Annotated in this window: 21 protein-coding genes; 11 read left to right on the forward strand and 10 right to left on the reverse strand. The window is 69.9% G+C overall.

What is annotated here, in order from left to right; genetic code table 11:
- Positions 1–153 precede the first annotated feature (153 nt).
- On the reverse strand, positions 154–1,104 hold the full coding sequence (locus CAL11_RS19120) for a LysR family transcriptional regulator (RefSeq protein WP_086093872.1): 951 nt from the start codon (positions 1,102–1,104) through the stop codon (positions 154–156).
- Positions 1,105–1,225: 121 nt separating this feature from the next.
- Between CAL11_RS19120 and CAL11_RS19125 the strand changes: the two genes are divergently transcribed.
- From CAL11_RS19125 to CAL11_RS19155, 7 genes are read left to right on the forward strand one after another with little or no spacing between them, the layout of a single operon-like run.
- The gene (locus CAL11_RS19125) at positions 1,226–2,095 is read left to right on the forward strand and encodes a TauD/TfdA dioxygenase family protein (RefSeq protein ID WP_086093873.1); all 870 of its coding nucleotides are present in this window, start codon (positions 1,226–1,228) and stop codon (positions 2,093–2,095) included.
- On the forward strand, positions 2,092–3,453 hold the full coding sequence (locus CAL11_RS19130; RefSeq protein ID WP_086093874.1) for an acyclic terpene utilization AtuA family protein: 1,362 nt from the start codon (positions 2,092–2,094) through the stop codon (positions 3,451–3,453). Before CAL11_RS19125 ends, CAL11_RS19130 begins: the two co-directional genes overlap by 4 nt.
- Positions 3,453–3,764 (forward strand): AtuA-related protein, encoded by a 312-nt coding sequence (locus CAL11_RS19135; protein ID WP_033449450.1) that lies wholly within the window; start codon positions 3,453–3,455, stop codon positions 3,762–3,764. Before CAL11_RS19130 ends, CAL11_RS19135 begins: the two co-directional genes overlap by 1 nt.
- Positions 3,761–4,762, forward strand: a complete 1,002-nt coding sequence (locus CAL11_RS19140; RefSeq protein ID WP_086093875.1) for a 2-hydroxyacid dehydrogenase — start codon at positions 3,761–3,763, stop codon at positions 4,760–4,762. The genes CAL11_RS19135 and CAL11_RS19140 overlap by 4 nt, the downstream gene beginning before the upstream one ends.
- Positions 4,759–5,583 (forward strand): HpcH/HpaI aldolase family protein, encoded by an 825-nt coding sequence (locus tag CAL11_RS19145; RefSeq protein ID WP_033449420.1) that lies wholly within the window; start codon positions 4,759–4,761, stop codon positions 5,581–5,583. Before CAL11_RS19140 ends, CAL11_RS19145 begins: the two co-directional genes overlap by 4 nt.
- Positions 5,584–5,623: 40 nt before the next feature.
- Entirely contained in the window at positions 5,624–6,544 is a 921-nt protein-coding gene (locus CAL11_RS19150) for an SMP-30/gluconolactonase/LRE family protein (RefSeq protein ID WP_033449418.1), read from the forward strand.
- A 46-nt stretch (positions 6,545–6,590) separates the two neighbouring features.
- The gene (locus tag CAL11_RS19155; protein WP_086093876.1) at positions 6,591–7,562 is read left to right on the forward strand and encodes a Bug family tripartite tricarboxylate transporter substrate binding protein; all 972 of its coding nucleotides are present in this window, start codon (positions 6,591–6,593) and stop codon (positions 7,560–7,562) included.
- Positions 7,563–7,590: 28 nt separating this feature from the next.
- Here CAL11_RS19155 and CAL11_RS19160 read toward each other — a convergent pair whose 3' ends face one another.
- Genes CAL11_RS19160 through CAL11_RS19180 form a run of 5 tightly spaced genes read right to left on the reverse strand, consistent with a single transcriptional unit; the run spans position 7,591 to position 13,458 of the window.
- Positions 7,591–8,463: a phosphonopyruvate hydrolase gene (locus tag CAL11_RS19160; RefSeq protein WP_086093877.1), complete on the reverse strand. Its 873-nt coding sequence runs from the start codon at positions 8,461–8,463 to the stop codon at positions 7,591–7,593.
- A 42-nt stretch (positions 8,464–8,505) separates the two neighbouring features.
- Entirely contained in the window at positions 8,506–9,732 is a 1,227-nt protein-coding gene (locus CAL11_RS19165) for a pyridoxal phosphate-dependent aminotransferase (protein ID WP_086093878.1), read from the reverse strand.
- Positions 9,729–11,387 (reverse strand): ABC transporter permease, encoded by a 1,659-nt coding sequence (locus tag CAL11_RS19170; RefSeq protein WP_033461802.1) that lies wholly within the window; start codon positions 11,385–11,387, stop codon positions 9,729–9,731. The genes CAL11_RS19165 and CAL11_RS19170 overlap by 4 nt, the downstream gene beginning before the upstream one ends.
- Positions 11,384–12,448 carry an ABC transporter ATP-binding protein gene (locus CAL11_RS19175; RefSeq protein WP_086093879.1) on the reverse strand — a complete coding sequence of 355 codons (1,065 nt, stop codon included), beginning with the start codon at positions 12,446–12,448 and terminating at the stop codon, positions 11,384–11,386. Before CAL11_RS19175 ends, CAL11_RS19170 begins: the two co-directional genes overlap by 4 nt.
- 26 nt (positions 12,449–12,474) lie before the next feature.
- Positions 12,475–13,458: an ABC transporter substrate-binding protein gene (locus CAL11_RS19180; RefSeq protein WP_050458059.1), complete on the reverse strand. Its 984-nt coding sequence runs from the start codon at positions 13,456–13,458 to the stop codon at positions 12,475–12,477.
- A gap of 124 nt (positions 13,459–13,582) precedes the next feature.
- Between CAL11_RS19180 and CAL11_RS19185 the strand changes: the two genes are divergently transcribed.
- Positions 13,583–14,473: a LysR family transcriptional regulator gene (locus CAL11_RS19185; protein WP_033461805.1), complete on the forward strand. Its 891-nt coding sequence runs from the start codon at positions 13,583–13,585 to the stop codon at positions 14,471–14,473.
- A gap of 10 nt (positions 14,474–14,483) precedes the next feature.
- On the opposite strand, the gene CAL11_RS19190 is transcribed toward CAL11_RS19185, so the two are convergent.
- The 3 genes from CAL11_RS19190 to CAL11_RS19200 are packed head-to-tail and all read right to left on the reverse strand — an operon-like array spanning position 14,484 to position 17,529.
- Positions 14,484–15,692, reverse strand: coding sequence for a CaiB/BaiF CoA transferase family protein (locus CAL11_RS19190; RefSeq protein WP_086094634.1), 1,209 nt, complete (start codon positions 15,690–15,692; stop codon positions 14,484–14,486).
- Between the two features lie 49 nt (positions 15,693–15,741).
- The gene (locus tag CAL11_RS19195; protein ID WP_086094633.1) at positions 15,742–16,707 is read right to left on the reverse strand and encodes a Bug family tripartite tricarboxylate transporter substrate binding protein; all 966 of its coding nucleotides are present in this window, start codon (positions 16,705–16,707) and stop codon (positions 15,742–15,744) included.
- A gap of 45 nt (positions 16,708–16,752) precedes the next feature.
- Positions 16,753–17,529, reverse strand: a complete 777-nt coding sequence (locus CAL11_RS19200; protein WP_086093880.1) for an enoyl-CoA hydratase/isomerase family protein — start codon at positions 17,527–17,529, stop codon at positions 16,753–16,755.
- A 128-nt stretch (positions 17,530–17,657) separates the two neighbouring features.
- Here CAL11_RS19200 and CAL11_RS19205 point away from each other — a divergent pair, with 128 nt between their 5' ends.
- Positions 17,658–18,557, forward strand: coding sequence for a LysR substrate-binding domain-containing protein (locus CAL11_RS19205; protein WP_086093881.1), 900 nt, complete (start codon positions 17,658–17,660; stop codon positions 18,555–18,557).
- A gap of 121 nt (positions 18,558–18,678) precedes the next feature.
- Positions 18,679–19,104 (forward strand): CBS domain-containing protein, encoded by a 426-nt coding sequence (locus tag CAL11_RS19210; protein ID WP_086093882.1) that lies wholly within the window; start codon positions 18,679–18,681, stop codon positions 19,102–19,104.
- Positions 19,105–19,205: 101 nt separating this feature from the next.
- Here CAL11_RS19210 and CAL11_RS19215 read toward each other — a convergent pair whose 3' ends face one another.
- Positions 19,206–20,087 (reverse strand): LysR family transcriptional regulator, encoded by an 882-nt coding sequence (locus CAL11_RS19215; RefSeq protein WP_086093883.1) that lies wholly within the window; start codon positions 20,085–20,087, stop codon positions 19,206–19,208.
- Positions 20,088–20,261: 174 nt separating this feature from the next.
- Between CAL11_RS19215 and CAL11_RS19220 the strand changes: the two genes are divergently transcribed.
- The gene (locus CAL11_RS19220) at positions 20,262–21,533 is read left to right on the forward strand and encodes a ribulose-bisphosphate carboxylase large subunit family protein (protein WP_086093884.1); all 1,272 of its coding nucleotides are present in this window, start codon (positions 20,262–20,264) and stop codon (positions 21,531–21,533) included.
- Positions 21,534–21,550 lie beyond the last annotated feature (17 nt).

Here is a 21,550-nt window from a genome sequence, read left to right on the forward strand (position 1 = left end):
GGTGTGTGTGTCGGGGTCGTGTCCGGGCCCCTTCCGCGCGGAAGCGGCCCCTTGTCTCGTGTCCGGGCGCCCGGTGGCAGGCGCACGTAACCATACCCCACAATGCCGGCAACCGCCCGGTTTTCGGCGGCCCGGCCGGCCGGCGCGCCTGCCCTAGCCGGCGCGCGGCGCGCGGGCCGCGCGGGCGCCGCGCCCGGCCGGCCGGGGCTGCTCGGGCGCACCCTGGACGAACAGCTCGCGCAGCGCCGCGGTAAAGCGCAGGGTGGCGCGCGACCGCGGGCGATCCTTGGGGTAGATCAGGCACAGGCGCAGCTCCACCCGGGGGCGGAACGGCCGGAACACCACGTCGGGCAAGGCATACTGGTTCACCGCGGCCAGGTCCACCAGGCCGATGCCGACGTGCTCGGCCGCCATCAGGCAGGCCGCCAGCGATGAGTTCACCTCCACCGACACCTCGGGCACGGGCAGGCCCCGCGCTTCGCACGCCTGCTTGACCGCCACGCCGATGCGGGTGGTGCGGCCGGTGGACACCACCGCCGCCGACGCCAGGTCATCCGGCCCCAGCGTCTTGCGCCGGGCCAGGGACGCTTCGCGGTGCAGGGCGCAGACCACGTCCGAGCCCGCCAGGTCCTCCACGATCACGCCCGGATCCGTCACCGGCCCGTAGACCAGCCCGACATCGACTTCGCGCCGCTCCACCCTCTCGATGGCGATGACGGTGGGCAACGACTGGATGGTGACCTGGGTGCCGCCGCCATGGGCCTTGAGCCGCGCGATCGCGCGGGCCAGGTACACGTTGACCAGCGTGGGCGAGGCCGCGATGGCCAGCCGCCCGGTGCGTCCGCCCCGCATTTCCTCGACCAGCCGGTTGAGCGTGCCGATGCGGCCGAAGATCTCCTGCACGTCGGGAAACAGGTCATAGGCCTCGGGCGTGGGCTGCAGCCGGCCGCCGATGCGCTCGAACAGCTTCAGGCGCAGCTGCTGTTCGGCATGGCGCAGCACGTTGCTGACCGCCGGCTGCGTCACGTTGAGCAGGTGCGCTGCGCCGGTCACGGACCCCGCCTGCATGATCGCGTAGAAGACTTCGATGTGCCGCAGGTTCATGGCCGGCGCTCCCCTCTCATCCCATCAGTTTGAGTGATAGAGTACCCAAAAATATTCATTGGCCACAAATACCCTGCGCGCCCAGAATTCGTTCGAACCCCAGCCAAACGAGGACGGACGAATGAACACCCCGAACCCGGCGCGCCTGCAGACGCGCCCCCTTACCCAGCACGGACTGGGCATCGAAGTGCGCGGCGTCGATCTCGGCGCCGAGCTCCCCGCGGAACTGGCCGAAACGCTGCGCGCGCTGTGGAGCGAACATGCGGTCCTGGTGGTGCGCGACCAGCAACTGGACCCGCCCGGCTTCCTGCGGGCGGCCGGCATCTTCGGCGAGATCCTGCCCCAGCAGCTGGGCAAGTTCTCCCTGCCCGACTACCCGCTGGTGGGCACCATCTCCAGCCGCGACCTGCCGATCCGCGACGGCAAGCTGCATGTGCGCGGCGAGAACTACCACACCGACCACTCGAATTTCCGCGAGCCGCCGATGGGCACGATGCTGCACGCCATCGAGCTGCCCGCGCACGGCGGCGACACCCAGTTCGTCGATGTGCGCGCCGCCTACGACGACCTGCCCGAACAGACCAAGGCGCGTATCGCGCCGCTGCGCTCGGAGCACGTCTACGAGAGCAGCCGCAGCCCGCGCAAGATGGCGGCGCTGACGCCGCAGCAGCGCGCCGAGGCCGCCTCGTCGAACCAGCCGCTGGTGATCGTGCACCCGGTCAGCGGCCGCCCCGCGCTGTACCTGAACACCGGCCGCATGGAAGGCGTCGACGGGCTGCCCGAAGATGAAGGTTTCGCGCTGATCAACATGCTGTATGAACACGCCACCCAGCCGCGCTACGAGTACCGCCACCAATGGCGCAAGGGCGATTTCGTGCTGTGGGACAACCGCAGCGTCATGCACCAGGCCAACGCCGACTTCGACCCGCAGGAGTTCCGCTTCCTCTATCGCCTGATGCTCAAGGGCGACGCGCTCAAGGGGCTGCAATGAGCGCCGCCCGCGAGCGGCCCTTGCGCATCGGCGCGGGCGCCAGCTTCGCCGACGACCGGATCGCGCCGGCGGTGGAGCTGGCCGAGCGCGGCGAACTGGACTACCTGGCGTTCGAGTGCCTGGCCGAGCGCACCGTGGCGCGGGAAAACCAGTCGCGGCTGAAGAACCCCAGCCTGGGCTACACGCCCAGGCTGATGGACCGGATGAGCCAGGTGCTGCCGGTGGCGCTGCGCAAGGGCGTGAAAATCATCACCAACATGGGCGCGGCCAATCCCATCGCGGCGGTCGAACTGGTGCACGAATTCGCGCGCGCCCAGCCGCTCGGCCCGCTGCACTCGGCCGCCGTGCTGGGCGACGACGTCACCGAGCAGTTGCGCGGCCAGCCCGGCCTGCCGCTGCTGGAATCCGGCGCGCCGCTGGAGGAACTGCTGCCGCGCATGGTCAGCGCCAACGCCTACCTGGGCGCCGACGTGATCGTGCGGGCGCTGGCGACCGGCGCCCAGCTGGTGGTGACCGGGCGCGTGGCCGACCCCTCCCTGTACCTGGCAGCCGCCATGCACCACTACGGCTGGTCGTACACAGACTGGGCGCGCCTGGCGGCGGGCACGGCGGCCGGCCACCTGCTCGAATGCTGCGCGCAGGTCAGCGGCGGATGCTTCGCCGCGCCGGGCCGCAAGGCGGTGCCCGATCTGGGCCGCCTGGGCTTCCCGTACGTCGACATGCGGCCCGACGGCGCGTTCGTCGTCAGCAAGCTGCCAGACAGCGGCGGCCGCGTGGACCTGGCCACCTGCAAGGAACAGCTCATCTACGAAGTGCACGACCCGGCGGCCTACATCACGCCCGACTGCGTGCTGGACATCACCGAACTGGAAATGCGCCAGGAGGGCGAGAACCGGGTGCGCATCTCGGGCGCCCGGGCGCGCCCGCGCACCGACACCTACAAGGTGACCGTCGGCTACACCGACGGATACATCGGCGAAGGGCAGATTTCCTATGCCGGCATCGACGCCGTCGCGCGCGCCGAAATGGCCGCGGCCGCCGTGCGCCAGCGCCTGGACGACGCCGGCCATCGCTATGGCGAGATGCGCATCGACCTGATCGGCATCGACAGCCTGCACGCCCGGCGCACCCTGGACGCCGATCCGTACGAAGTGCGGCTGCGCATCGCCGCCCGCACGGCCGACCGCAAGGCGGCCGAGGCGGTCGGTTTCGAGACCCGCGCGCTGCATGTCAACGGCCCGGCCGGCGGCGCCGGCGGTTCGGACCCGGTGGTCAGGGAAGTGCTGGCCGTGCAATCGGTCCTTATCCCGCGCGGCCAGGTCGATCCCCAAGTCACCATCCGGGAGTTCCGCACATGATGCGCGTCCATGACCTGGCCCATGGACGGGCCGGCGACAAAGGCAATACGTCCAATATCTCCGTCATCGCCTTCGACGAGGCCGGCTGGCGGATCCTGCGCGAGCAGCTGACCGAGGCGGTCGTCGCGCGGGCCTTCGCCCACGTGGCCACCGGCCCCGTGATCCGCTACGAGCTGCCGCGCCTGCAGGCGCTCAACTTCGTCATCCAAGGCGCGCTGGGCGGCGGCGTGACGCGCTCGCTGGCGCAGGACGCGCACGGCAAGTCGCTGTCGTCGCTGATGATGACCATCGAACTGCCGGGAACGCCATGAGCCAGCCGACCACCTATACCGTCGCATTCATGGACGTGCTGGCCCCGGCGGTGCAGCGCGTGATCCTGTCGGTGTTCCGGCCGCCCTTCGAGGTGCGGTTCGCGGCCAATTACGACGACCGGCACCAGCTGGCGCTGTGCCGGGAAGCGGACTTCCTGGTGCCCGGCTGGGCGCGGCTGACCGCCGGCATGCTGCAGGCCGCCACGCGCGTGCGCGCGGTGCACAAATGGGGCATAGGCGTGGACCGCATCGACGTCGACGCGGCGCGGCGGCTGGGCATTCCGCTGGCCATCACCGCGGGCTCGAACGCCGGCCCGGTCGCCGAACTGGCGGTGGCGCTGATTCTCGGGGTGTATCGGCGGCTTTACTACGTCAACCGCGAAATGCGCGCCGGGCAGTGGCCCAAGGCGGAAATGCGCGAATCCTGCTTCCAGATACACCGCAAGACCATCGGACTGGTGGGGTTCGGCAACATCGGCCGCAAGCTGGCCCGCCGCCTGTCGGGCTTCGAGCCCGAGGCCATCCTGTACTGCGACCAGCAGGCCGCCCCCGCCGAAGTGGAACGGGCGCTGGGCGCGCGCCGGGTCGAGCTGCCCGAGCTGCTGGCCGCCAGCGACATCGTCAGCCTGCACCTGCCCTACACCGCCAGCACCCGGCACCTGATCGACGCCGCCGCGCTGCAGCACATGAAGAAAGGCGCGGTGCTCATCAATACGGCGCGCGGCGAACTGGTCGACGAAGCGGCGCTGGCCCAGGCGCTGCAACGCGGCCACCTGCTGGGCGCCGGCCTGGACGCCTTCGACCCCGAACCGCCCGACCCGGCCAACCCGCTGCTGGCGCTGGACCAGGTGGTCGTCACGCCGCATGCCGGCGGCGGCGTGTTCGACAACGTCGCGCCGGTGGCGGCCCACGTGCTGGGCAACCTGGAAAGATTCGTCGCCGGCCAGCCGCTGCCCGCGCAGGACCTGATCGTCTCTGAAGACCGGAGGAAACCATGAGCACCGCCCCCACGCCCGATGCGCCGGTGGCGCTGGACAACCCGCTGATGGCGCGCCTGCGCGCCGGCGGCCTGGGCCTGTCCATGATCGTCAAGCAGGTGCAAAGCGTCGATATCGCCATCGCCGCGCACTCGGCCGGCTACGACGCCATCAACATCGATCTGGAGCACTCGGTGATTCCCGAGTCGGCCGCCGCGCAGATCTGCCTGATGGCGCAGCGCATGGGCGTCACGCCGCTGGTGCGCGTGCCGACCCACGACGCGCACGCCATCAACCGCATCCTGGACGCCGGCGCCCAGGGCATCGTGGCGCCGCACGTCGAATCGGCCGACCAGGCGCGCCAGGTGGCGCGCGCGGCGCGCTTCGCGCCCGCCGGCGAGCGCTCGGTCTCCAGCAGCTGGCCGCAGCTGGGCTACCGCAAGTACCCCGCCGCCACCGCGCGCAAGCTGCTCGACGACGCCACCACGGTCATCGTCATGCTGGAATCCCCGCAGGCCATCGAACAGGCCGACGCGATCGCCGCGGTGCCGGGCGTGGACATCCTGCACGTGGGCACCTCGGACCTGTGCGACGCGCTGGGCATTCCCGGCCAGTTCGACCATCCGCGCATCGCCGAATGCGTGGCGCGGGTAACGCGGGCCTGCCAGCGCCACGGCCTGGCGGCGGGCTGCGGCGGACTGGGCAACAACCCCGAGGTCATGGAATCCATGCTGGCGCTGGGCGTACGCTTCCTGACCGGCGGCAACGAATGGGCTTTCATGATGACCGAGGCGACGCGGCGCGCGCGCATGCTGCGCGCGCTGCGCCTGCCGGCCGCGTGACGGCGATCGGCGACACAATCAGACTACACAAGGAGCTGGCATGCGAGTAGTGGCTGAAGATCTGTGGTTCCCGGAAGGTCCGGTGTGGGTGGGCGATGGCAGCCTGCTGGTGGTGGAGATCCGGCGCAAGACCCTGACGCGCATTTTCCCGGACGGCCGCAAGCACATCGTGGCCGAACTGGGCGGCGGCCCCAATGGCGCGGCGATGGGGCCCGACGGGTATTGCTACGTCGCCAACAACGGCGGCTTCGCTTTCCGGCAACGCGAGGATGGCCGCTGGGTCACCAGCGGCACGCCCGAGGACTACCGCACCGGACGCATCGAACGCGTCGATATCGAGACCGGCAAGGTCGAAGTCCTGTACGACAGGATAGACGGGCGCAACATCCGCGGGCCCAACGACCTGGTGATCGACGCCGCCGGCGGCATCTGGTTCACCGACCCGGGCAAGACGCGCCATCGCGACTGGGACCGCGGCAGCATCTGCTACGCCGCCATCGACGGCTCGCACATCGAGGAGAAGGTCTTCCCCATCCACAAGCCCAACGGCATCGGCCTGTCGCCCGACGGCCAGACCCTGTACGTGGCCGAAACCGAGACCGCCCGCCTGTGGGCCTGGGACCTGGCCGGCCCCGGCCGGCTCGCCGCGCCCGCCGCCGCCTCGCCTGCCTCGCCGCACGGCAGCCGGCTGGCGTACGCCAGCCCGGTCTACCAGCGTTTCGACTCGCTGGCGGTGCAGGCCGATGGCGCGGTCGCGATCGGCACGCTGGACCGCGGCGGAATCACCACGGTACGGCCGGATGGCTCGGCCAGCTTCGTCCCGGTCGCGGGCGACACCCACATCACCAACCTGTGCTTCGGCGGCGAGGGCATGCGCAAGGCCTATGTGACCCAGTCGTATGCGGGCCGCCTGGTCGAGATCGACTGGGCCAGCCCCGGCCTGCGCCTGTTCGAGATCTGAGCGCGGCGCGGCCCACAATAATTCCGAGAAAACCAGGAGACTACCCATGAAACGCGTTCTCAGGACCTTGCTGGCCATGGCGCTGGGCGCCTGTGCCGCCACCTCGGCCCATGCCCAGGCGGAGTACCCCGCCAAGCCGGTGCGGGTGCTGGTCGGCTACGCCCCCGGCGGCGCCGCCGACCTTCATGCCCGCCTCATCGCCGAAGGGCTGCAGAAGCAGCTGGGCCAGCCGTTCATCGTCGAGAACCGCCAGGGCGCGGCCGGCGTACTGGCGGCGCAGGCCCTCAAGGCCCAGCCGGCCGACGGCTACACGCTGATGGTGGCGACCTCGGGAGCCATGGCGATCCCGCAGAACTTCCAGACCCTGCCCTACGATCCCCTGACCGATTTCATCCCGGTCGCCCAGGCCATCGCCAACGACCTGGTGATGATCGTCAACAACCGCTCGCCCGCGCACAACGCCGACGAGTTCATCAAGCTGGTCAAGAGCGAGAACGGCCACTACAGCTATGGGGTGTCGGGCCACGGCTCGATCACCCACATCGCCGGCGAACGCCTGAAGCGGGAACTGGGCATCGACATGCAGGTCATCCCCTACCGGGGCGACTCCATGGCGTTCGCCGACACGATGGGCGGCTCGGTTCCGGCCTCGCTGGTGGCCATGCCCTCGGTGGCCCAGGCCGTCAAGGCGGGCCAGGTGCGCGCCCTGTTCGTCACCGGGTCCAAGCGCCTGGCGCCCTTCCCCGACCTGCCCACCCTGGTCGAGCTGGGGCATCCGGACTTCGTCATGAGTTCGTGGATCGCCCTGTTCGCGCCGGCCGGAACCCCCGCGCCCGTGGTCAAGAAACTGTCGGACGCGGTGGGCCGCATCATGGCCGACCCGGAGCTGGTCAAGTCGCTCGAAAGCACCGGCGCGCGCGTCGAGTACCGCGACCAGGCCAGCTTCGAGAAGTTCTTCCGCCAGGACGTGGACAACTTCGCGCGCATCATCCGCGACGCGAAGATCACCGCCAAGTAAGGACGCGCGGCCGCCCGCGCCGGGCGGCCTACTTCAGGTAGCGGGCCTCGATCTCGCGCATGTGCGCATCGCCCTGCAGGGCGATGATCTCCTTGACCGTGGGCAGGCCGCCATCGGCCTGGCCGATGCCCTGGTCGCGGCGGATCTGCGCGAAGACCTCGCGCATGGCGCCCACGGCGGCGCGGATGGCGTGGTTGCCGTAGATGACCACGCCAACCTTGCCCAGCGCGGCGATATCCCGCTCGCCCAGCTGCGGGTACGCGGTGGGCACCAGCACCAGCGGCTTGCGGCCCGGCCAGGCGGCGACGAAAGCCAGGATCTCGTCGGGCGTCTTCTGCTTGGAGTGGATGAGAATGGCGTCCGCGCCGGCTTCCTCGTAGGCCAGGCCGCGCCGGATCGCCTCGTCCTGGCCCTGGCCCGCGATCAGCGCCTCGACCCGCGCGATCACGACGAAGTCGGGGTCCTTGCGCGCGGCCACGGCGGCGGCGACCTTGCCCTGGAACTCCTCGATGCGCACCAGTTCCTGGCGGCCCTCGGCGCGCAGGCTGGTGTCCTTGGGAAAGGTCTTGTCCTCCATGACGATGGCCGAGGCGCCGGCCGCCTCGTACTGCGGCACCACGTAGTGCACGTTGACCGCATTGCCGAAGCCGGTATCGATGTCGGCGATCAGCGGGATGGCCACGGTCGCGGCGATGGCGCGCATCATTTCCAGGTGCGTGCCCATGGAAAGAATATTGGCGTCCGGCACGGCGTAGCTGGCCGACAGCTCGAAGCCGCTGCCCCAGATGCCGCCGAATCCGGCCTCCTCGGCCAGCCGGGCCGACAACGGATTGTGCGCGGCCATGGCCGTGAAGAGCTGGCCGCTTTCGAGCGCGGCGCGTAGGGTTCGATTCTTGGTCACTGCGAAACTCCGTCGGTCATTGGGAAAGGACTGCCGCGGCGCTCAGGACAGCCGGGCGCACGCCGCCGCGATGCGCGCCATGGCCTCGGCCAATTGCTCGTCCGACGCCGCGTACGAGACGCGGAAATGCCCGGAAAGGCCGAACGCCGAGCCCGGCACGATGGCCACTCCGGCCTCGCGCAGCAGATAGAGCGCGAAATCCAGGTCGGTGGAAACCAGCGTGCCCGAGGCGTCGCGCCGGCCCAGCAGGGCCTGGCAGCCTGGAAAGGCGTAGAACGCGCCCGGCGGCAGGTCGCAGGCCAGGCCCTCGATGGCGTTGAGCCGCGCCACCACGCTGTCGCGGCGGCGGCGGAAGGCGGCGACGAAGGCCGGCAGGAAATCCATGGGGCCGTCGAGCGCCGCGATCGACGCCGCCTGGCTGATCGAACTGGTGTGCGAGGTGGACTGCGACTGCACCAGGTTCATGGCCTTGATCAGCGCGGCCGGCCCCGCGCCGAACCCCACCCGCCAGCCGGTCATGGCATAGGCCTTGGACACGCCGTTGATGGTCAGGGTGCGGGCGGCCAGCTCCGGCGCGATCGCCGCGGGCGTGGCGAACGGCGTGTCGTCGTAGCGGATCTTCTCGTAGATGTCGTCCGCCATGATCCAGACCTGCGGATGGCGCGCCAGCACCTCGGCCAGGGCGGCCAGCTCCTCCGCCGAGTACACCGCCCCGCTGGGATTGGACGGCGAATTCAGCATCAGCCACTTGGTGCGCGGGGTGATGGACTCCTCCAGCTGGCGGGGGCTCAGCTTGAAGCCGCTGGAGGCGCCGCAGCGCACGATGACCGGCTGCCCGCCGGCCAGCAGGACCATCTCCGGATAGGACACCCAGGCCGGCGTGGGCACCACCACCTCGTCGCCGGGGTTGATGGTCGCCTGCAGCGCGTTGTAGAGAATCTGCTTGGCGCCGCACCCGACCTGGATCTGCTCGGGGGAATACGCCAGGCCGTTGTCGCGCTCGAACTTGCGCGCGACCGCCTCGCGCAGCGCCAGCGTGCCCGCCACCTCCGTATAGCGCGACTCGCCCTGGTCGATGGCCGCCTTGGCGGCTTCGCGCACGTGCTCGGGCGTGGGGAAGTCCGGCTCGCCCTGGCTCAGCGCGATGACGTCGCGCCCCTCCTGCCGCAGCTGGTTGGCCAGCCGCGTCATCTCCTTGGTGGCCGAGGGCTTGGCGCCCAGCACGCGTTCGGCGAGAAAGCCGCGCCGGGTCTGTTCATTTGAGCTCATTCGATGGTTCCTACCTTCAGTTTGAATATCCCGCGCGCGATCGCCAGCGGCACGAAAATGGTCACCAGCAGGACCAGGCTGTAGGCGCACGCCAGCGCCAGCCGGCCGCTGTCGACCTGCTGGAATATCTCGATCGGCATGGTGTTCATCCCGCCGAAATACAGCACCACGGTGGCCGACAGCTCGGACAGCGTGGTGACCCACATGAGGACCGCCGCCGCGACCACCGCCGGCATGATGACCGGCAGCACGACCTTGAAGAAGCTGCGTATCGGGCCCACGCCCAGGCTCATGGACGCCTCCTCGATCGAATCGCGCAGGTTGTGCAGCGGGCCGACGGCGGCGCGCACGCTGGTGGGCACCCGCCGCAGGAAATACGCCAGCGCCATGATGACCCAGGTGCCGGTGAGCACCAGCCACCCCGTGTTGAACGAATTGATCATGGCAATGCCGAGCACGGTACCCGCGATCGTCAGGGGCAGCATCACCAGCAGGTCCAGCGCATGCGTGAGCGCGGCGCGCCGCTTGACGATCAGGTAGGCCGACACCACCGAGAACAGCACGCCGGCGACCGTGGCGATGGAAGCCAGGAACAGCGAGTTGTAGAGCGGCTCGGGCGCGCGCACCAGCGCATGGCGCAAGTGATCGAGCGTGAAGCCGCCGTAGCGCAGCACCGGACCGATGGACGGCGTGAAGGCCGTCACCACCACCACGACGGCCGGCAGCAGCGACAGGGCCACCACGATGAACACCGACCCGGTCGCCAGCAGGGCGCGCCAGCCGCGCACCGGCCGCGCCACCGGGCTGCGTCCGGCCTCCATCTGGAACTGCCGGCGCTCGACCACCAGCTTCTGGATCAGCAGCATGCCGGCGCCCAGGAATACCAGCAGCGAAGCCATGGTCGTCTGCATCTGCGGGTTGCCGCCCATCTCGCTGACGAACTCGTTGTACGCCTTGACCGCGAGCACGGGCGTGCGCGCCCCCAGGATGGCGGGCACCCCGAAGCTGCCGATCACGTGCGTGAACACCATCAGCGCGCCCGCGAAGATGGAGGGCATCAGCAGCGGGAAGGTGACGCCGCGCAACACCCGCCACTCGGGCCGGCCCAGGCTGAGCGCGGCTTCCTCGAGGTTGCGGTCCATGGACTTCATGCCCACCAGTACCGCGACGAAGGCGTACACGTAGTTGTTGAGCGTCATCACATAGACCAGCCCCCACCACGAGTAGAGCGCCGGCAGCTGGATGCCCAGCGGCTCGAGCCAGCCATTGAGCAGGCCCTGCCGGCCCAGTATCAGCACCCACGACGCGGCCACGACCACGTCGGGAATGACCAGCGTCACCAGCGGCAAGGCGGTAACCAGGCCGGCCAGCGGAAAGCTGCAGCGCGCCACCACCACGGCCAGGCTGCCGCCCACCAGCATCGAGGTCGCGGTGACCGCCACGCCCAGGATCAGGGTGTTGACGAACACCTCGCGGTAGGCGGGCTCGGAGAAGAACCGGATGTAGCCCGCCAGGCCCACGCTGCCGTCGGCGGCGACGAACGACTTGGCCAGCATCGACACCAGCGGCCAGACCAGGAATACGCCCAGCAGGCCAATGGCCAGCACCGCGACCGTCAGCCAGGCGGGATCTCTGCGCAAGGTACCCAGCATCATGATGCGTCCACGATATGCGAATGCAGCGGAATCCCGACGCTGACGGCCTGGCCGCGGGCGTAGGACGGCTCATGCGGGCGCACGCGGGCCTCGACCCTGAGCAGGCCGGCGGCGGTGCGCACCGCGTAGCCGGTCACGCTGCCGCGGAATTCGACATGCTCGACCACGCCCGGGAAATGCCCTTCCCCGGCGCAGCCCGCCTCGGCCAGCGTCAGATCCTCGCGCCGCACCGCCAGCAGCGCGCCGGCGCGCCAGGCGACCGCGCTGCGCGTGCGCACCACGCCCGCGCCGGTGGCCAGGCGGCGGGGTTCGCCGGGCGCGGACGCGAGCTCGCGCTCGATGGCGATCAGGTTGGCGCTGCCGACGAAGTCCGCCACGAAGCTGCTGCCGGGCGTCGTGTATATCTCGCGCGGCTCGCCCACCTGCATGACGCGGCCGCGATCCATCACCGCGATGAAATCGGACATGGCCAGCGCTTCCTCCTGGTCGTGCGTGACGAACACGGTCGTGATGCCCGCCTCGACCTGCAGCCCGCGGATCAGGCCGCGCAGTTCGGCGCGCAGCTTCACGTCCAGGGCCGACAGCGGTTCGTCCAGCAACAGCAGCCGGGGCTCGATCACCAGCGCGCGCGCCATCGCGACGCGCTGGCGCTGCCCCCCCGACAGCTGGGCCGGCGAGCGCTGCGCGAACGCCGCCAGCCCGACGCGCTCGAGCATCGCCATGGCGCGCTCGCGCGCCTGCGGCGCCGGCACGTTGCGCGCGGCCAGCCCGTAGCAGACGTTGGTCAGCACCGAGCGGTCGGGAAACAGCGCATAGTCCTGGAACACCATGCCCACGTCGCGCCGGTAGACCGGAATGTGGGTCACGTCGGTGTCGCCGAACAGGATGCGCCCGTCGTTGGGGCGTATGAACCCGGCCAGCATGCGCAGCAGCGTCGTCTTGCCGCAGCCCGACGGACCCAGCAGCGTGAAGAACTTGCCGCTGGGCAAAGTCAGGTCCAGGTTCTCGAACAGCGTCTGCTCGCCGTAGCGTTGATGGATGGCTTGGAAAGATACTTGCATCGCGTACCCTGGTCGATGCGCCGCGCTCAGCGGGCGTTGGCAAGCTGGCGCCATTCGGCGATGAAGGCGACCCGCTCGCTGCCCATCCGGGCGTTGTCCAGCTCGACGATCTTGATATCCGACATGGCCGGGATGTCGGCGTACTTGCCCACGTCGATGTCGCCGCGCAGGGGCCGCCGATAGGCGCTCTTGAAAACCTCGGTCTGGGTCGGCGCCGAGGCCAGGTACTCGTACAGCTTGCGCGCCGCCTCGGGGTTCTTGCCGCCCTTGATCAGCGCCATGCCCTCGGGCGAGAGAAACGTGCCTTCGCGCGGATACACCAGGCGGATCTCCTTCAGGCCGCCCGCCACGTACTCGTAGCCCGCGTACTCCATGGTGACCGCCACCGCGAACTCGCCCTTGGCCACGCCTTCGTAGGCGGCCGAGGTGGTGCCGACGATGACCGCGTTGCGCGCCACCTTGGCCAGCATGTCCTTGCCCAGCAGTTCCCGCAGGCCATAGAGCGCCACGAACGAGGCGCTGCTGCGCTCCGGGTCCGGAATGACGATCTTGCCCTTCCAGGCCGGATCGGCCAGGTCGGCCCAGCCCTGCGGGGCCTTGCCGCCCGGCGCCTGGCGCAGGTTGGTCATGAGCACGGTGACATGGGTATTGGTGCCCAGCCAGAGCCCGTCGGCCTGCCGGTACGCGGCGGGCACGGCGGCCGCCTCGGGCGACTGGTAAGGCGCGAACATGTCGCGGAATTCGCTGATCGTCGACAGGCCGCCGGACCAGAAAATATCGCCCAGCGGATTGGCCGCCTCGGCCTTGATGCGCTGCATCAGGGCGCCCGTGCCGGCGCGCACCACCGACACCTTGATGTCCGGATGCGCCTTGGCGAAGCCGTCGATGACGCCGTTCACCGTTTCCACGTTGTTGGATGAATAGAGCACGACCTCCGCGGCCAGCGCCATGCGCGCGCAGGCCGGCAGGATCATCAGGAATACGAATATCCGAAACAGTGCGAGTGGCATGTTTTTTTCCCCTTGTTGGCTGTTGGAATACGTTCGCCTATGATTGACGACCGCGCTCGCGGCGGCAAGACGCTGGCGATGCCCGCCATGCGCCTGCCTGATGCGCCGATCAGTATTTCTAATAATGAAAACTGCCAATCCGCCCTTGGTCTCGCTGCGCGCCTTCGTGGCCGTGGCGCGCCACGAAAGTTTCACGCAGGCCGCCGGCACCCTGGGCATCACCCAGGGCGCGGTCAGCCACCACGTCGCGACGCTGGAGGCGTATGCGGACTGCCGGCTGTTCGACCGCCGGGGCTCGACGGTGGCGCTGACGCCGGCCGGCCTGCAGCTCTACGAGGCGGTCAAGGACGCCATGTCCACCATCGAGCTGACCATGCAGTTGCTGGTGCAGCGCGGCCACCGGCACGACCGCCTCAAGGTGCGCACTTCCATGCCCAGCTTCGCCATGACGCTGGTGGTGCCGCACCTGGGCACGTACTCGGCGGCGCACGGCGTGCAGGTCGACCTGATCACGTCGCTGGCGCCGCCGCAGCCGCAGGACGAATTCGACGTGCTGATCTCGCGCGACCTCAGCCTGCCGGGCACCGAAAGCTGGGAGCTGGCGCGCGAGGAACTGATCTGCGTGGGCGCGCCGGCCCTGGCCGACGCGCACCGCGAGCAATCGGCCCGGCACTGGCCCATGGTGGCGGCGCGCTCGCGCCCGGACCTCATCGCGACCTGGGCGCTGGTGCACGACATCGCGCCCGACGCCATCAACGTGGTCGCCACGTACGACCATCTGTTCCTGGCCGTGACCTCGGCGATCGGCGGCACCGGCTTCCTGGTCGCGCCGCAGCTGCTGGTGCTGGACCACCTGGGCGCCGGCACGCTGGTGCCCTCGGCCGATCCCCCGATCGCCTCCGGCGCCAGCTACGTGGCCTACGTCAACGCCCACAGCACGCACGTGCAGCAGGCCCGCCAGTTCTGCCGCTGGCTGAAGAACACGCTGCGCAACCGAGGCAGGGCGCCGGCCTAGGCCCGGCGCCTTACCGCACGGCGAGCACGCCGCGTTCGGCCAGCGCCTGCACGCCGGCCTCGTCCATGCGCAGCAGGCCGCACAGGACTTCGCGGGTATGCTGACCCAGCGCCGGCGCGGCGTGCCGGTAGGCCACCGCCGAGGCGGAGAACTTCACCGGATTGGCCACGCCCGCGACCGGATTGCCGTCGCCGTCCGGCATCTCGACCCGCATGCCGCGATGCAGCAGCTGCGGGTGCTCGAACACCTGCTTGTAATTGTTGATGCGGCCGTTCGGTATGCCGTGCTCGGTAAGCCGCGCCAGCCAGTGCGCCGCCGGCTCTGCGGCGAACGTGCGCGCGATCTCCGGCATCAATGCGTCGCGATGCACGATGCGGCCGCTGCCGGTCGCGTAGCGCGCATCCGCCGCCAGGTCCGGCCGGCCCAGCGCGGCGCAGAAACGCCGCCACTGCGCGTCGTTGCCCGCGGCCACGATGACATGGCCGTCGCTGGCGGCCAGCACTTCGTACGGCACCAGGGTGGGATGCGCATTGCCGTAGCGCGGCGGCACCGCGCCGGTCGTCACGTGGTTGAACGCCAGGTTGGCGCCGAACGCCGCCATGCAATCGAGCAGCGCGATATCGATGTATTGGCCGACGCCGATGGCGGTCCGCCGCTGCAGCGCGGCCAGCACGGCGCTGGACGCGTACATGCCGGTCACGATGTCGGCAATGGCCACGCCGACCTTCTGGGGCCCGCCGCCGGGCCGGTCGTCGCGCTCGCCGGTCACGCTCATCAGGCCGCCCTCGCCCTGGAAAATCAGGTCGTATCCGGGGCGCTCGGCGTACGGGCCGGTCTGCCCATAGCCGGTGATCGAACAATAGACCAGGCGCGGGTTCGCCGCCGACAGCGAGGCGTAGTCCAGCCCGTGGCGGGCCAGGTCCCCGACCTTGAAATTCTCGATCAGCACATCGGCGCGCATGGCCAGCGCGCGCACGATGTCCTGGCCCTCGGCCGTGGATATGTCCACCGACACCGATTGCTTGTTGCGGTTGGCGGCGGCGAAGTAAGTGGAATGGCGCGCCGGCCCCTCATCGGCGCCGGGCATCCAGGGCGGCCCCCAGCTGCGCGTATCGTCGCCCACGCCGGGCCGTTCGACCTTGATGACCCGGGCGCCGAAATCGGCCAGGATCTGGGTGCACCACGGGCCGGCCAGGATGCGCGTCAGGTCCAGCACCACGATCCCGTCGAGCGCGCCGCCGGACGGCGCGCCCGCCGAGGACGCCGCCTCATTCGGGCTGGACATTGGCCTCCCTCAGGGTTTCCCCATAGACGACCAGCTGTTCCTTGACGAAGGTCTCCAGTTCCGCGGGCGTGGAGCTGGCCGGCAGGAAGTTCTGCCGCGCCAGCTGCTCCTGGATGTCGGTCCGGGCCAGCACCTGGGCCACCGCCTGCGACAGGCGCTCGACCCGCTGCGCCGGCATGCGGGCCGGCCCCTGCAAGGCCGCCCATGACGACACCGAGAACTTCGGAACGCCGGCCTGCGCCATGGTGGGCACATCGGGAAACGCCGGGCTGCGCGCCGGCAAGGTGGTGGCCAGCATGTGCAGCCTTCCCTGGGCGACATACTGGCCCGCCGTGGTGGGCGTGGCGAACATCACCTGCACCCGGTTGGCGACCAGATCGGCCACGCCGGCCGGCTCGCCCTTGTAGGGCACCTGCATCATGTCGACCTTGGCCAGCGAAAGCATCTGGCCCGTCGCCACGATGCCGGTCGGGTTGCCGGTGGCATAGTTCAGCTTGCCGGGATGGGCGCGGCCATAATCCAGCAGCTCGGCCAGCGAACGCGCCGGCACCGCCTCATTCACATACAGGAAGAACGAGTAGCGCCCTACCATGGAAATACGCGAGAAATCGTCGATGGGATGATAGGGGGGGTTCTTGCGCAACGAAGGCACGGCGCAGAAACCATTGGTGGACATCAGCAGCGTATAGCCATCGGGCTCGGCCCGCGCCACCTCCACCGCCCCGATCGCGCCGTCGGCGCCGGCGCGGTTTTCCACGATGACCGGCTGGCCCAGCGACTGCGCCAGCCCGCCGGCGATGATGCGCGTCACGGTGTCGGTGGCCGTGCCCGCCGGGAACGGCACCACGATCTTGACCGGCCGGCTGGGATAGGCGCCGTCGGCCCGGGCCACGCCCAACGATACGGCCATCAGCATCGCCGCGATACCCAGCCCTGTTTTTCCAACCATGGTTGTCTCCTTGTCTTGTTGTTGCATCGACCCGCCAACGGCGGACTAGCGTCCCCGGAATACCGGCTCGCGCTTTTCCACGAACGCGCTGAGCGCCTCGCGTGAATCCTCCGACTCTTTCAACAGGCACATCGTCTCGACCACGCTTTCCATGGCGCGCCGGTAGTCCAGGTCATTGGCGCGCATGAAGGCGTCGCGCAGCAGCCGCATCGCCAGCGGCGACTTGCGCGCCAGCCGCCTGGCCAGCGCGCGGGCGCGCTCGAGCACCTGGTCGCGCGGCACCACCTCGTTGACCACGCCCAGCGCCATCATCTCGCGCGCGCTGACGATATCGCCGGTAAACAGCAGCTGCGCCGCCCGGTGGCGTCCGGCCTGGCGGGGCAGGTGCACCAGGTGCATGGCCGGCAGCAGCCCCACGTCGATCTCCGGATAGCCCATCCCGGCCTCCTCGGCGGCGATCACCATGTCGCAGGACACCGCCCAGGTCACGCCGGCGGCGCGCGCGTGCCCGTTGACCGCCGCGATGACCGGCTTGCCCATGCGGTACAGCGCCTCGTGCATCTCGTAGTAGAAGACCTCGATCAGCCGGCGCAACGCCTGGCCGTCGAATTCGAGCGCCACCTTCAGGTCCACGCCGGCGGAAAACACCGTGGGCAGCGCGCTCCTGAGAATGACCGCCCCCGCCGCGTCGTCATGCCGCGCGCGCTGGTAGGCGTCGACCACCTCGCGCGCCAGCTGCATGTCGATCGCATTGACCGGGCCGCGGTTCATGGTGATTTCCGCGACCCCTTCCACGACTTCGTACTGTACGAACTGCGCCATCCCGTTCTCCTCTTGCCGCGGCGGCCGGTTCCGGAATGGACCGGCGCGGCGGGAATCGGGACATAATGTCGGCCACGGACCCGCCTTGCGTCCAATATCTTTCCCGGAACGATCGATACGCCACGCGAATGACTACCGGAATAGAACTGCGCCATCTCAAGCACTTCGCCGCGCTCGCGGAGGAATTGCATTTCGGGCGCGCGGCCAGGCTTTGCAATATTTCGCAGCCGCCGTTCAGCGTCTCCATCCGCCAGCTGGAAGAGCAGCTGGGCTTCGCGCTGGTCGAGCGATCCTCGCGCGACGTCCGGCTGACGCCGGCCGGCACGGCGTTCTACGGCGAAGCATGCAAGGCCCTGTCGCAGGTGCGCCAGGCCGCCGACGTCGCGGCGCGCGTGCATGGCGGCCTGGACGGCGTGCTGTGCGTGGGTTTCTTCGCGTCGATGCTCTACCGGGGCCTGGACCGCGCGGTGGACCGGTTCCGCGCCACGTACCCCACCGTAGACCTGCAATTGCTGGAGCTCAGCACCTCGGACCAGATCCCGGCCTTGCTGCGCCGGCACATCCATTACGGATTCGTGCACAGCACCCGGCTGCCGGCCGAAATCGCCGCCAGCGAACTGTTGCGCGAGCCCTTCCTGCTGTGCCTGCCCGAGAAGCATCCGGCGCGCCATCGGCGCCGGCAGAAGCTGGCCGACTTCCGCGCCGAGCCCTTCGTGCTGTTCTCCCGCACGTTCTCGCCGTCGTACTACGACCAGGTCGTCGCCCGCTGCCTGGCGGCTGGCTTTCATCCCGACATCAAGCACCAGGTCCGCCACTGGCTGACCGTCGTGGCGTGCGTCTCCAAGGGCATGGGCATCACCCTGGTGCCGCGCGCGCTGTCGCGCGCGGACCTGCCCGGCATACGGTTTTCCGCCATCGAAGACAGCACGGTCGAATCCGTCGTGCATGGCGCCTGGCTCAAGGGGGATGGCGACAGCGCCATCGTCCAGGCCTGGCACCGCGTGGTCCGGCAGGAAATCGGCGCCTAGGCGCGGCGCTGCGCTGCCTGGCACGCCTCATGCTGCGCAGCACGACGCAGCCGGCATCCGCCGGTCCCGCGCCGCGCCGTGCGCCAAGCGGGATGCGTCACTGTTCAGACAGGAGATCTCGATGAAGCATTTATCCCAAATCATGACCAAGGAACCCGCCTATCTCACCGACCAGGAGACCGTGCGGCGGGCGGCCGAGCTGATGGCCGACCTGGACGTCGGCGAACTGCCGATCTGCGACGGCCGGCGGCTGGTCGGCGTGGTGACCGACCGCGACATCACGGTGCGCTGCACCGCCAAGGGCGTCGCGCCCGAGAAGGCCAGCGTGCGCGAGGCCATGTCCGAGCATCCGGTCTGGTGCTACGAGGACGACAGCGTCGAAGACGCGCGCTCCAAGATGGAGAACAACGGCATACGCCGGGTGATCGTGGTCGACCGCGACAAGCAACTGGTGGGCGTGGTCTCGCTGGGCGACGTGGCGGTCAAGGCGGGCGGCGGCGGCGACACGCTGGCCAGCGTGTCGCAACCGGCCCGCCCCGCGCGCTGACGCGCCTAGCCCTCGTCCGCCAGCCGCCCGGCGTGTTCCAGCGCATCGACGATGGACTGGTACGCCGCCTGGCGGCTGGCCGGGTCCGGCTGCGCGCCGGCTCAGCCGGCGTCCGCCTGCGAGGCCTCGGCCTGCAGCCAATCGGTCAGCGCGCGGATGTCCTCGCGCGTGCGCAGTTGCGGGGTGATCCACAGCACCACGGTGCGCCGCCCCTCCAGGAAGCCGAACGGCGCCACCAGCCGGCCCGACGCCAGGTCGTCGGCGACCAGGAAGCGCGGCGCCATGGCCACGCCCAGTCCGCAGGCGGCGGCGTGCAGCACCAGGTAGAAATGTTCGAACGACTCGTGTTCGGCCAGCGGCTCGCCGGTCCAGCCTGACAGCGCCGCCCAGTCGGACCAGGCGTCCGGACGCGATGACGTCGTCAGCAGCCGGGCCGCGCCCAGGTCGGCCAGCGCGCGCAAGGGAACCGAGCTGGCGTATTCCGGCGAACAGACCGGCCCCACCCATTCGCGCATCAACGGCTTGATCACGACGTCCTGCGGCGTGGGCACGACGTTGTTGCGGATCGCCACGTCGATGCCTTCGCGCAGCAGATCCACCGGCCCGTGGTCCGCCGACACGCGCAGGTCGATGTCCGGCCGCATTTTCTTGAAGTTCGCCAGGCGCGGGATCAGCCAGCGCATCATGATGCTGGCCGAGCACGACAGCGACAGCGGACCCGGCCGCAATTGGTTGATGCCGGCCTCTATCAGGCCGAAGGCCGTGCCCAGCGTGGCGGCCAGCCGCGCGCCTTCGGGCGTGGGCTCGATGGCGCGCGGCATGCGGCGCAGCAGCTGGATGCCGAACTCCTCTTCGAGCGCCTGGACCTGCTTGCTGATGGCGCTGTGCGTCACCGACAGTTCCTCGGCGGCGCGCGTCATGTTGCCAAGGCGGGCCACCGCTTCGAAGGCCCGCAGGGTTGTAAAGGAAGGAATGCGTGACATGGCAGGAGAGCCGGCGGCGCGCCCGCACCGGCGCGCACAGGATGGAGCTGTGAGTTTAGCGCACATGTCGCCGCGCAAATCTCGTTTGCCGCGCCCCGCGCCGCGCCGGGACAATGGTCGGCATCGCGCCCGCGCTCGCGGCGCCGCCCTGTCCGCAACAAGGAAACATCCAAGATGTCCGATCGCTTCGAAGCGACCTATCTGATCGAGACGCCCCACGACGTCGCAAGCGTCGCCCAGGAGCTGGCCGGCGAACAATCCACCGCCACGTCCACGCGCATGCCGGGCGAAACCGATGCCCTGATCCGTGATTTCGGCGCCCGCGTCGAGCGCATCGAGGCCTTGCCGCCGGCCGCGGCGCCCAGCCTGCCCGTGCCCCATGCGTCCGGGCAGCCTGTGCACCGGGCGCGCCTGACGCTGTCCTGGCCGCTGCACAACATCGGCGACTCGCTGCCCATGCTGCTTACCACCTTGCTCGGCAACCAGACCGGCATGCGGCGCCTGAGCGGCATCCGGCTCGAACACGTCGCGCTGCCGCGATCCTTCATCGCGGCGCAGCCGCGGCCGGCCTTCGGCATAGCCGGCACGCGCCGCCTGGCCGGCGTGCACGGGCGTGCGCTGATCGGCAGCATCGTCAAGCCCAACATCGGCCTGGCGCCGGAGCAGACGGCGGCCATGGCGCGCCAGCTCGCCGAAGGCGGCGTCGATTTCATCAAGGACGACGAGCTGCTGGCCAATCCGCCCTATTCGCCCGTGGCCCGGCGCGCCGCCCTGGTGCTGCGCGCGCTGGACGAGGCGGCCCAGCGCACCGGCCGGCGCGCCATGTACGCCGTCAACATCACCGACGGCCTGGACGAAATGCGCCGCCATCACGACGCCGTGCTGCAGGCGGGCGGCACCTGCATCATGGTGAACCTCAACAGCGTCGGCCTGTCCGCCTTGCTGGCGCTGCGCCGCCACAGCCAGCTGCCCATCCATGGCCATCGCGCCGGCTGGGCCATGATGACGCGCTGCCCGGCGCTGGGCATGGATTTCCAGCCGTATCAGCTGCTGCACCGGCTGGCCGGCGCCGATCACCTGCATGTCAGCGGCCTGGGCGGCAAGTTCTGGGAACATGCCGACAGCGTGCTGCAGGCGGCCCACGATTGCCTGACACCGCTGGACACCCAGCCCGGCGCCGCGGACGACCGCGCCCTGCCCGTGTTCTCGGGCGGGTCCACCATTTTCGACGTGGCGCCTACCTACCGTGGCGTGGGCACGACCGACCTGATCTTCGCCTCGGGCGGCGGCATCTTCGGCCACCCCGATGGCCTGGCGGCCGGCTGCGCCAGCCTGCGCCAGGCATGGGAGGCGGCCATCGCCGGGCAGGACTTGCGCGCCTATGCGCAATCGCGCCCGGAACTGGCCGCGGCGCTGGCGCGCGGCAAGCCCGTGCGCCCCGCCTGAAGGCGGGCGGCCGGCGC

It is taken from the genome of Bordetella genomosp. 6 (assembly GCF_002119705.1).
GTDB classification, from domain to species: Bacteria; Pseudomonadota; Gammaproteobacteria; order Burkholderiales; family Burkholderiaceae_B; genus Bordetella; species Bordetella bronchiseptica_F.

Coding starts and splice junctions, on each gene's coding strand:
- CAL11_RS19130 (WP_086093874.1), top strand. CDS start 2,092: ATGAGCGCCGCCCGCGAGCGGCCCTTGCGCATCGGCGCGGGCGCCAGC.
- CAL11_RS19220 (WP_086093884.1), top strand. CDS start 20,262: ATGTCCGATCGCTTCGAAGCGACCTATCTGATCGAGACGCCCCACGAC.
- CAL11_RS19170 (WP_033461802.1), bottom strand. CDS start 11,387: ATGATGCTGGGTACCTTGCGCAGAGATCCCGCCTGGCTGACGGTCGCG.
- CAL11_RS19140 (WP_086093875.1), top strand. CDS start 3,761: ATGAGCCAGCCGACCACCTATACCGTCGCATTCATGGACGTGCTGGCC.
- CAL11_RS19215 (WP_086093883.1), bottom strand. CDS start 20,087: ATGTCACGCATTCCTTCCTTTACAACCCTGCGGGCCTTCGAAGCGGTG.
- CAL11_RS19125 (WP_086093873.1), top strand. CDS start 1,226: ATGAACACCCCGAACCCGGCGCGCCTGCAGACGCGCCCCCTTACCCAG.
- CAL11_RS19165 (WP_086093878.1), bottom strand. CDS start 9,732: ATGAGCTCAAATGAACAGACCCGGCGCGGCTTTCTCGCCGAACGCGTG.
- CAL11_RS19155 (WP_086093876.1), top strand. CDS start 6,591: ATGAAACGCGTTCTCAGGACCTTGCTGGCCATGGCGCTGGGCGCCTGT.
- CAL11_RS19210 (WP_086093882.1), top strand. CDS start 18,679: ATGAAGCATTTATCCCAAATCATGACCAAGGAACCCGCCTATCTCACC.
- CAL11_RS19120 (WP_086093872.1), bottom strand. CDS start 1,104: ATGAACCTGCGGCACATCGAAGTCTTCTACGCGATCATGCAGGCGGGG.
- CAL11_RS19175 (WP_086093879.1), bottom strand. CDS start 12,448: ATGCAAGTATCTTTCCAAGCCATCCATCAACGCTACGGCGAGCAGACG.
- CAL11_RS19195 (WP_086094633.1), bottom strand. CDS start 16,707: ATGGTTGGAAAAACAGGGCTGGGTATCGCGGCGATGCTGATGGCCGTA.
- CAL11_RS19180 (WP_050458059.1), bottom strand. CDS start 13,458: ATGCCACTCGCACTGTTTCGGATATTCGTATTCCTGATGATCCTGCCG.
- CAL11_RS19135 (WP_033449450.1), top strand. CDS start 3,453: ATGCGCGTCCATGACCTGGCCCATGGACGGGCCGGCGACAAAGGCAAT.
- CAL11_RS19145 (WP_033449420.1), top strand. CDS start 4,759: ATGAGCACCGCCCCCACGCCCGATGCGCCGGTGGCGCTGGACAACCCG.
- CAL11_RS19185 (WP_033461805.1), top strand. CDS start 13,583: ATGAAAACTGCCAATCCGCCCTTGGTCTCGCTGCGCGCCTTCGTGGCC.
- CAL11_RS19150 (WP_033449418.1), top strand. CDS start 5,624: ATGCGAGTAGTGGCTGAAGATCTGTGGTTCCCGGAAGGTCCGGTGTGG.
- CAL11_RS19200 (WP_086093880.1), bottom strand. CDS start 17,529: ATGGCGCAGTTCGTACAGTACGAAGTCGTGGAAGGGGTCGCGGAAATC.
- CAL11_RS19205 (WP_086093881.1), top strand. CDS start 17,658: ATGACTACCGGAATAGAACTGCGCCATCTCAAGCACTTCGCCGCGCTC.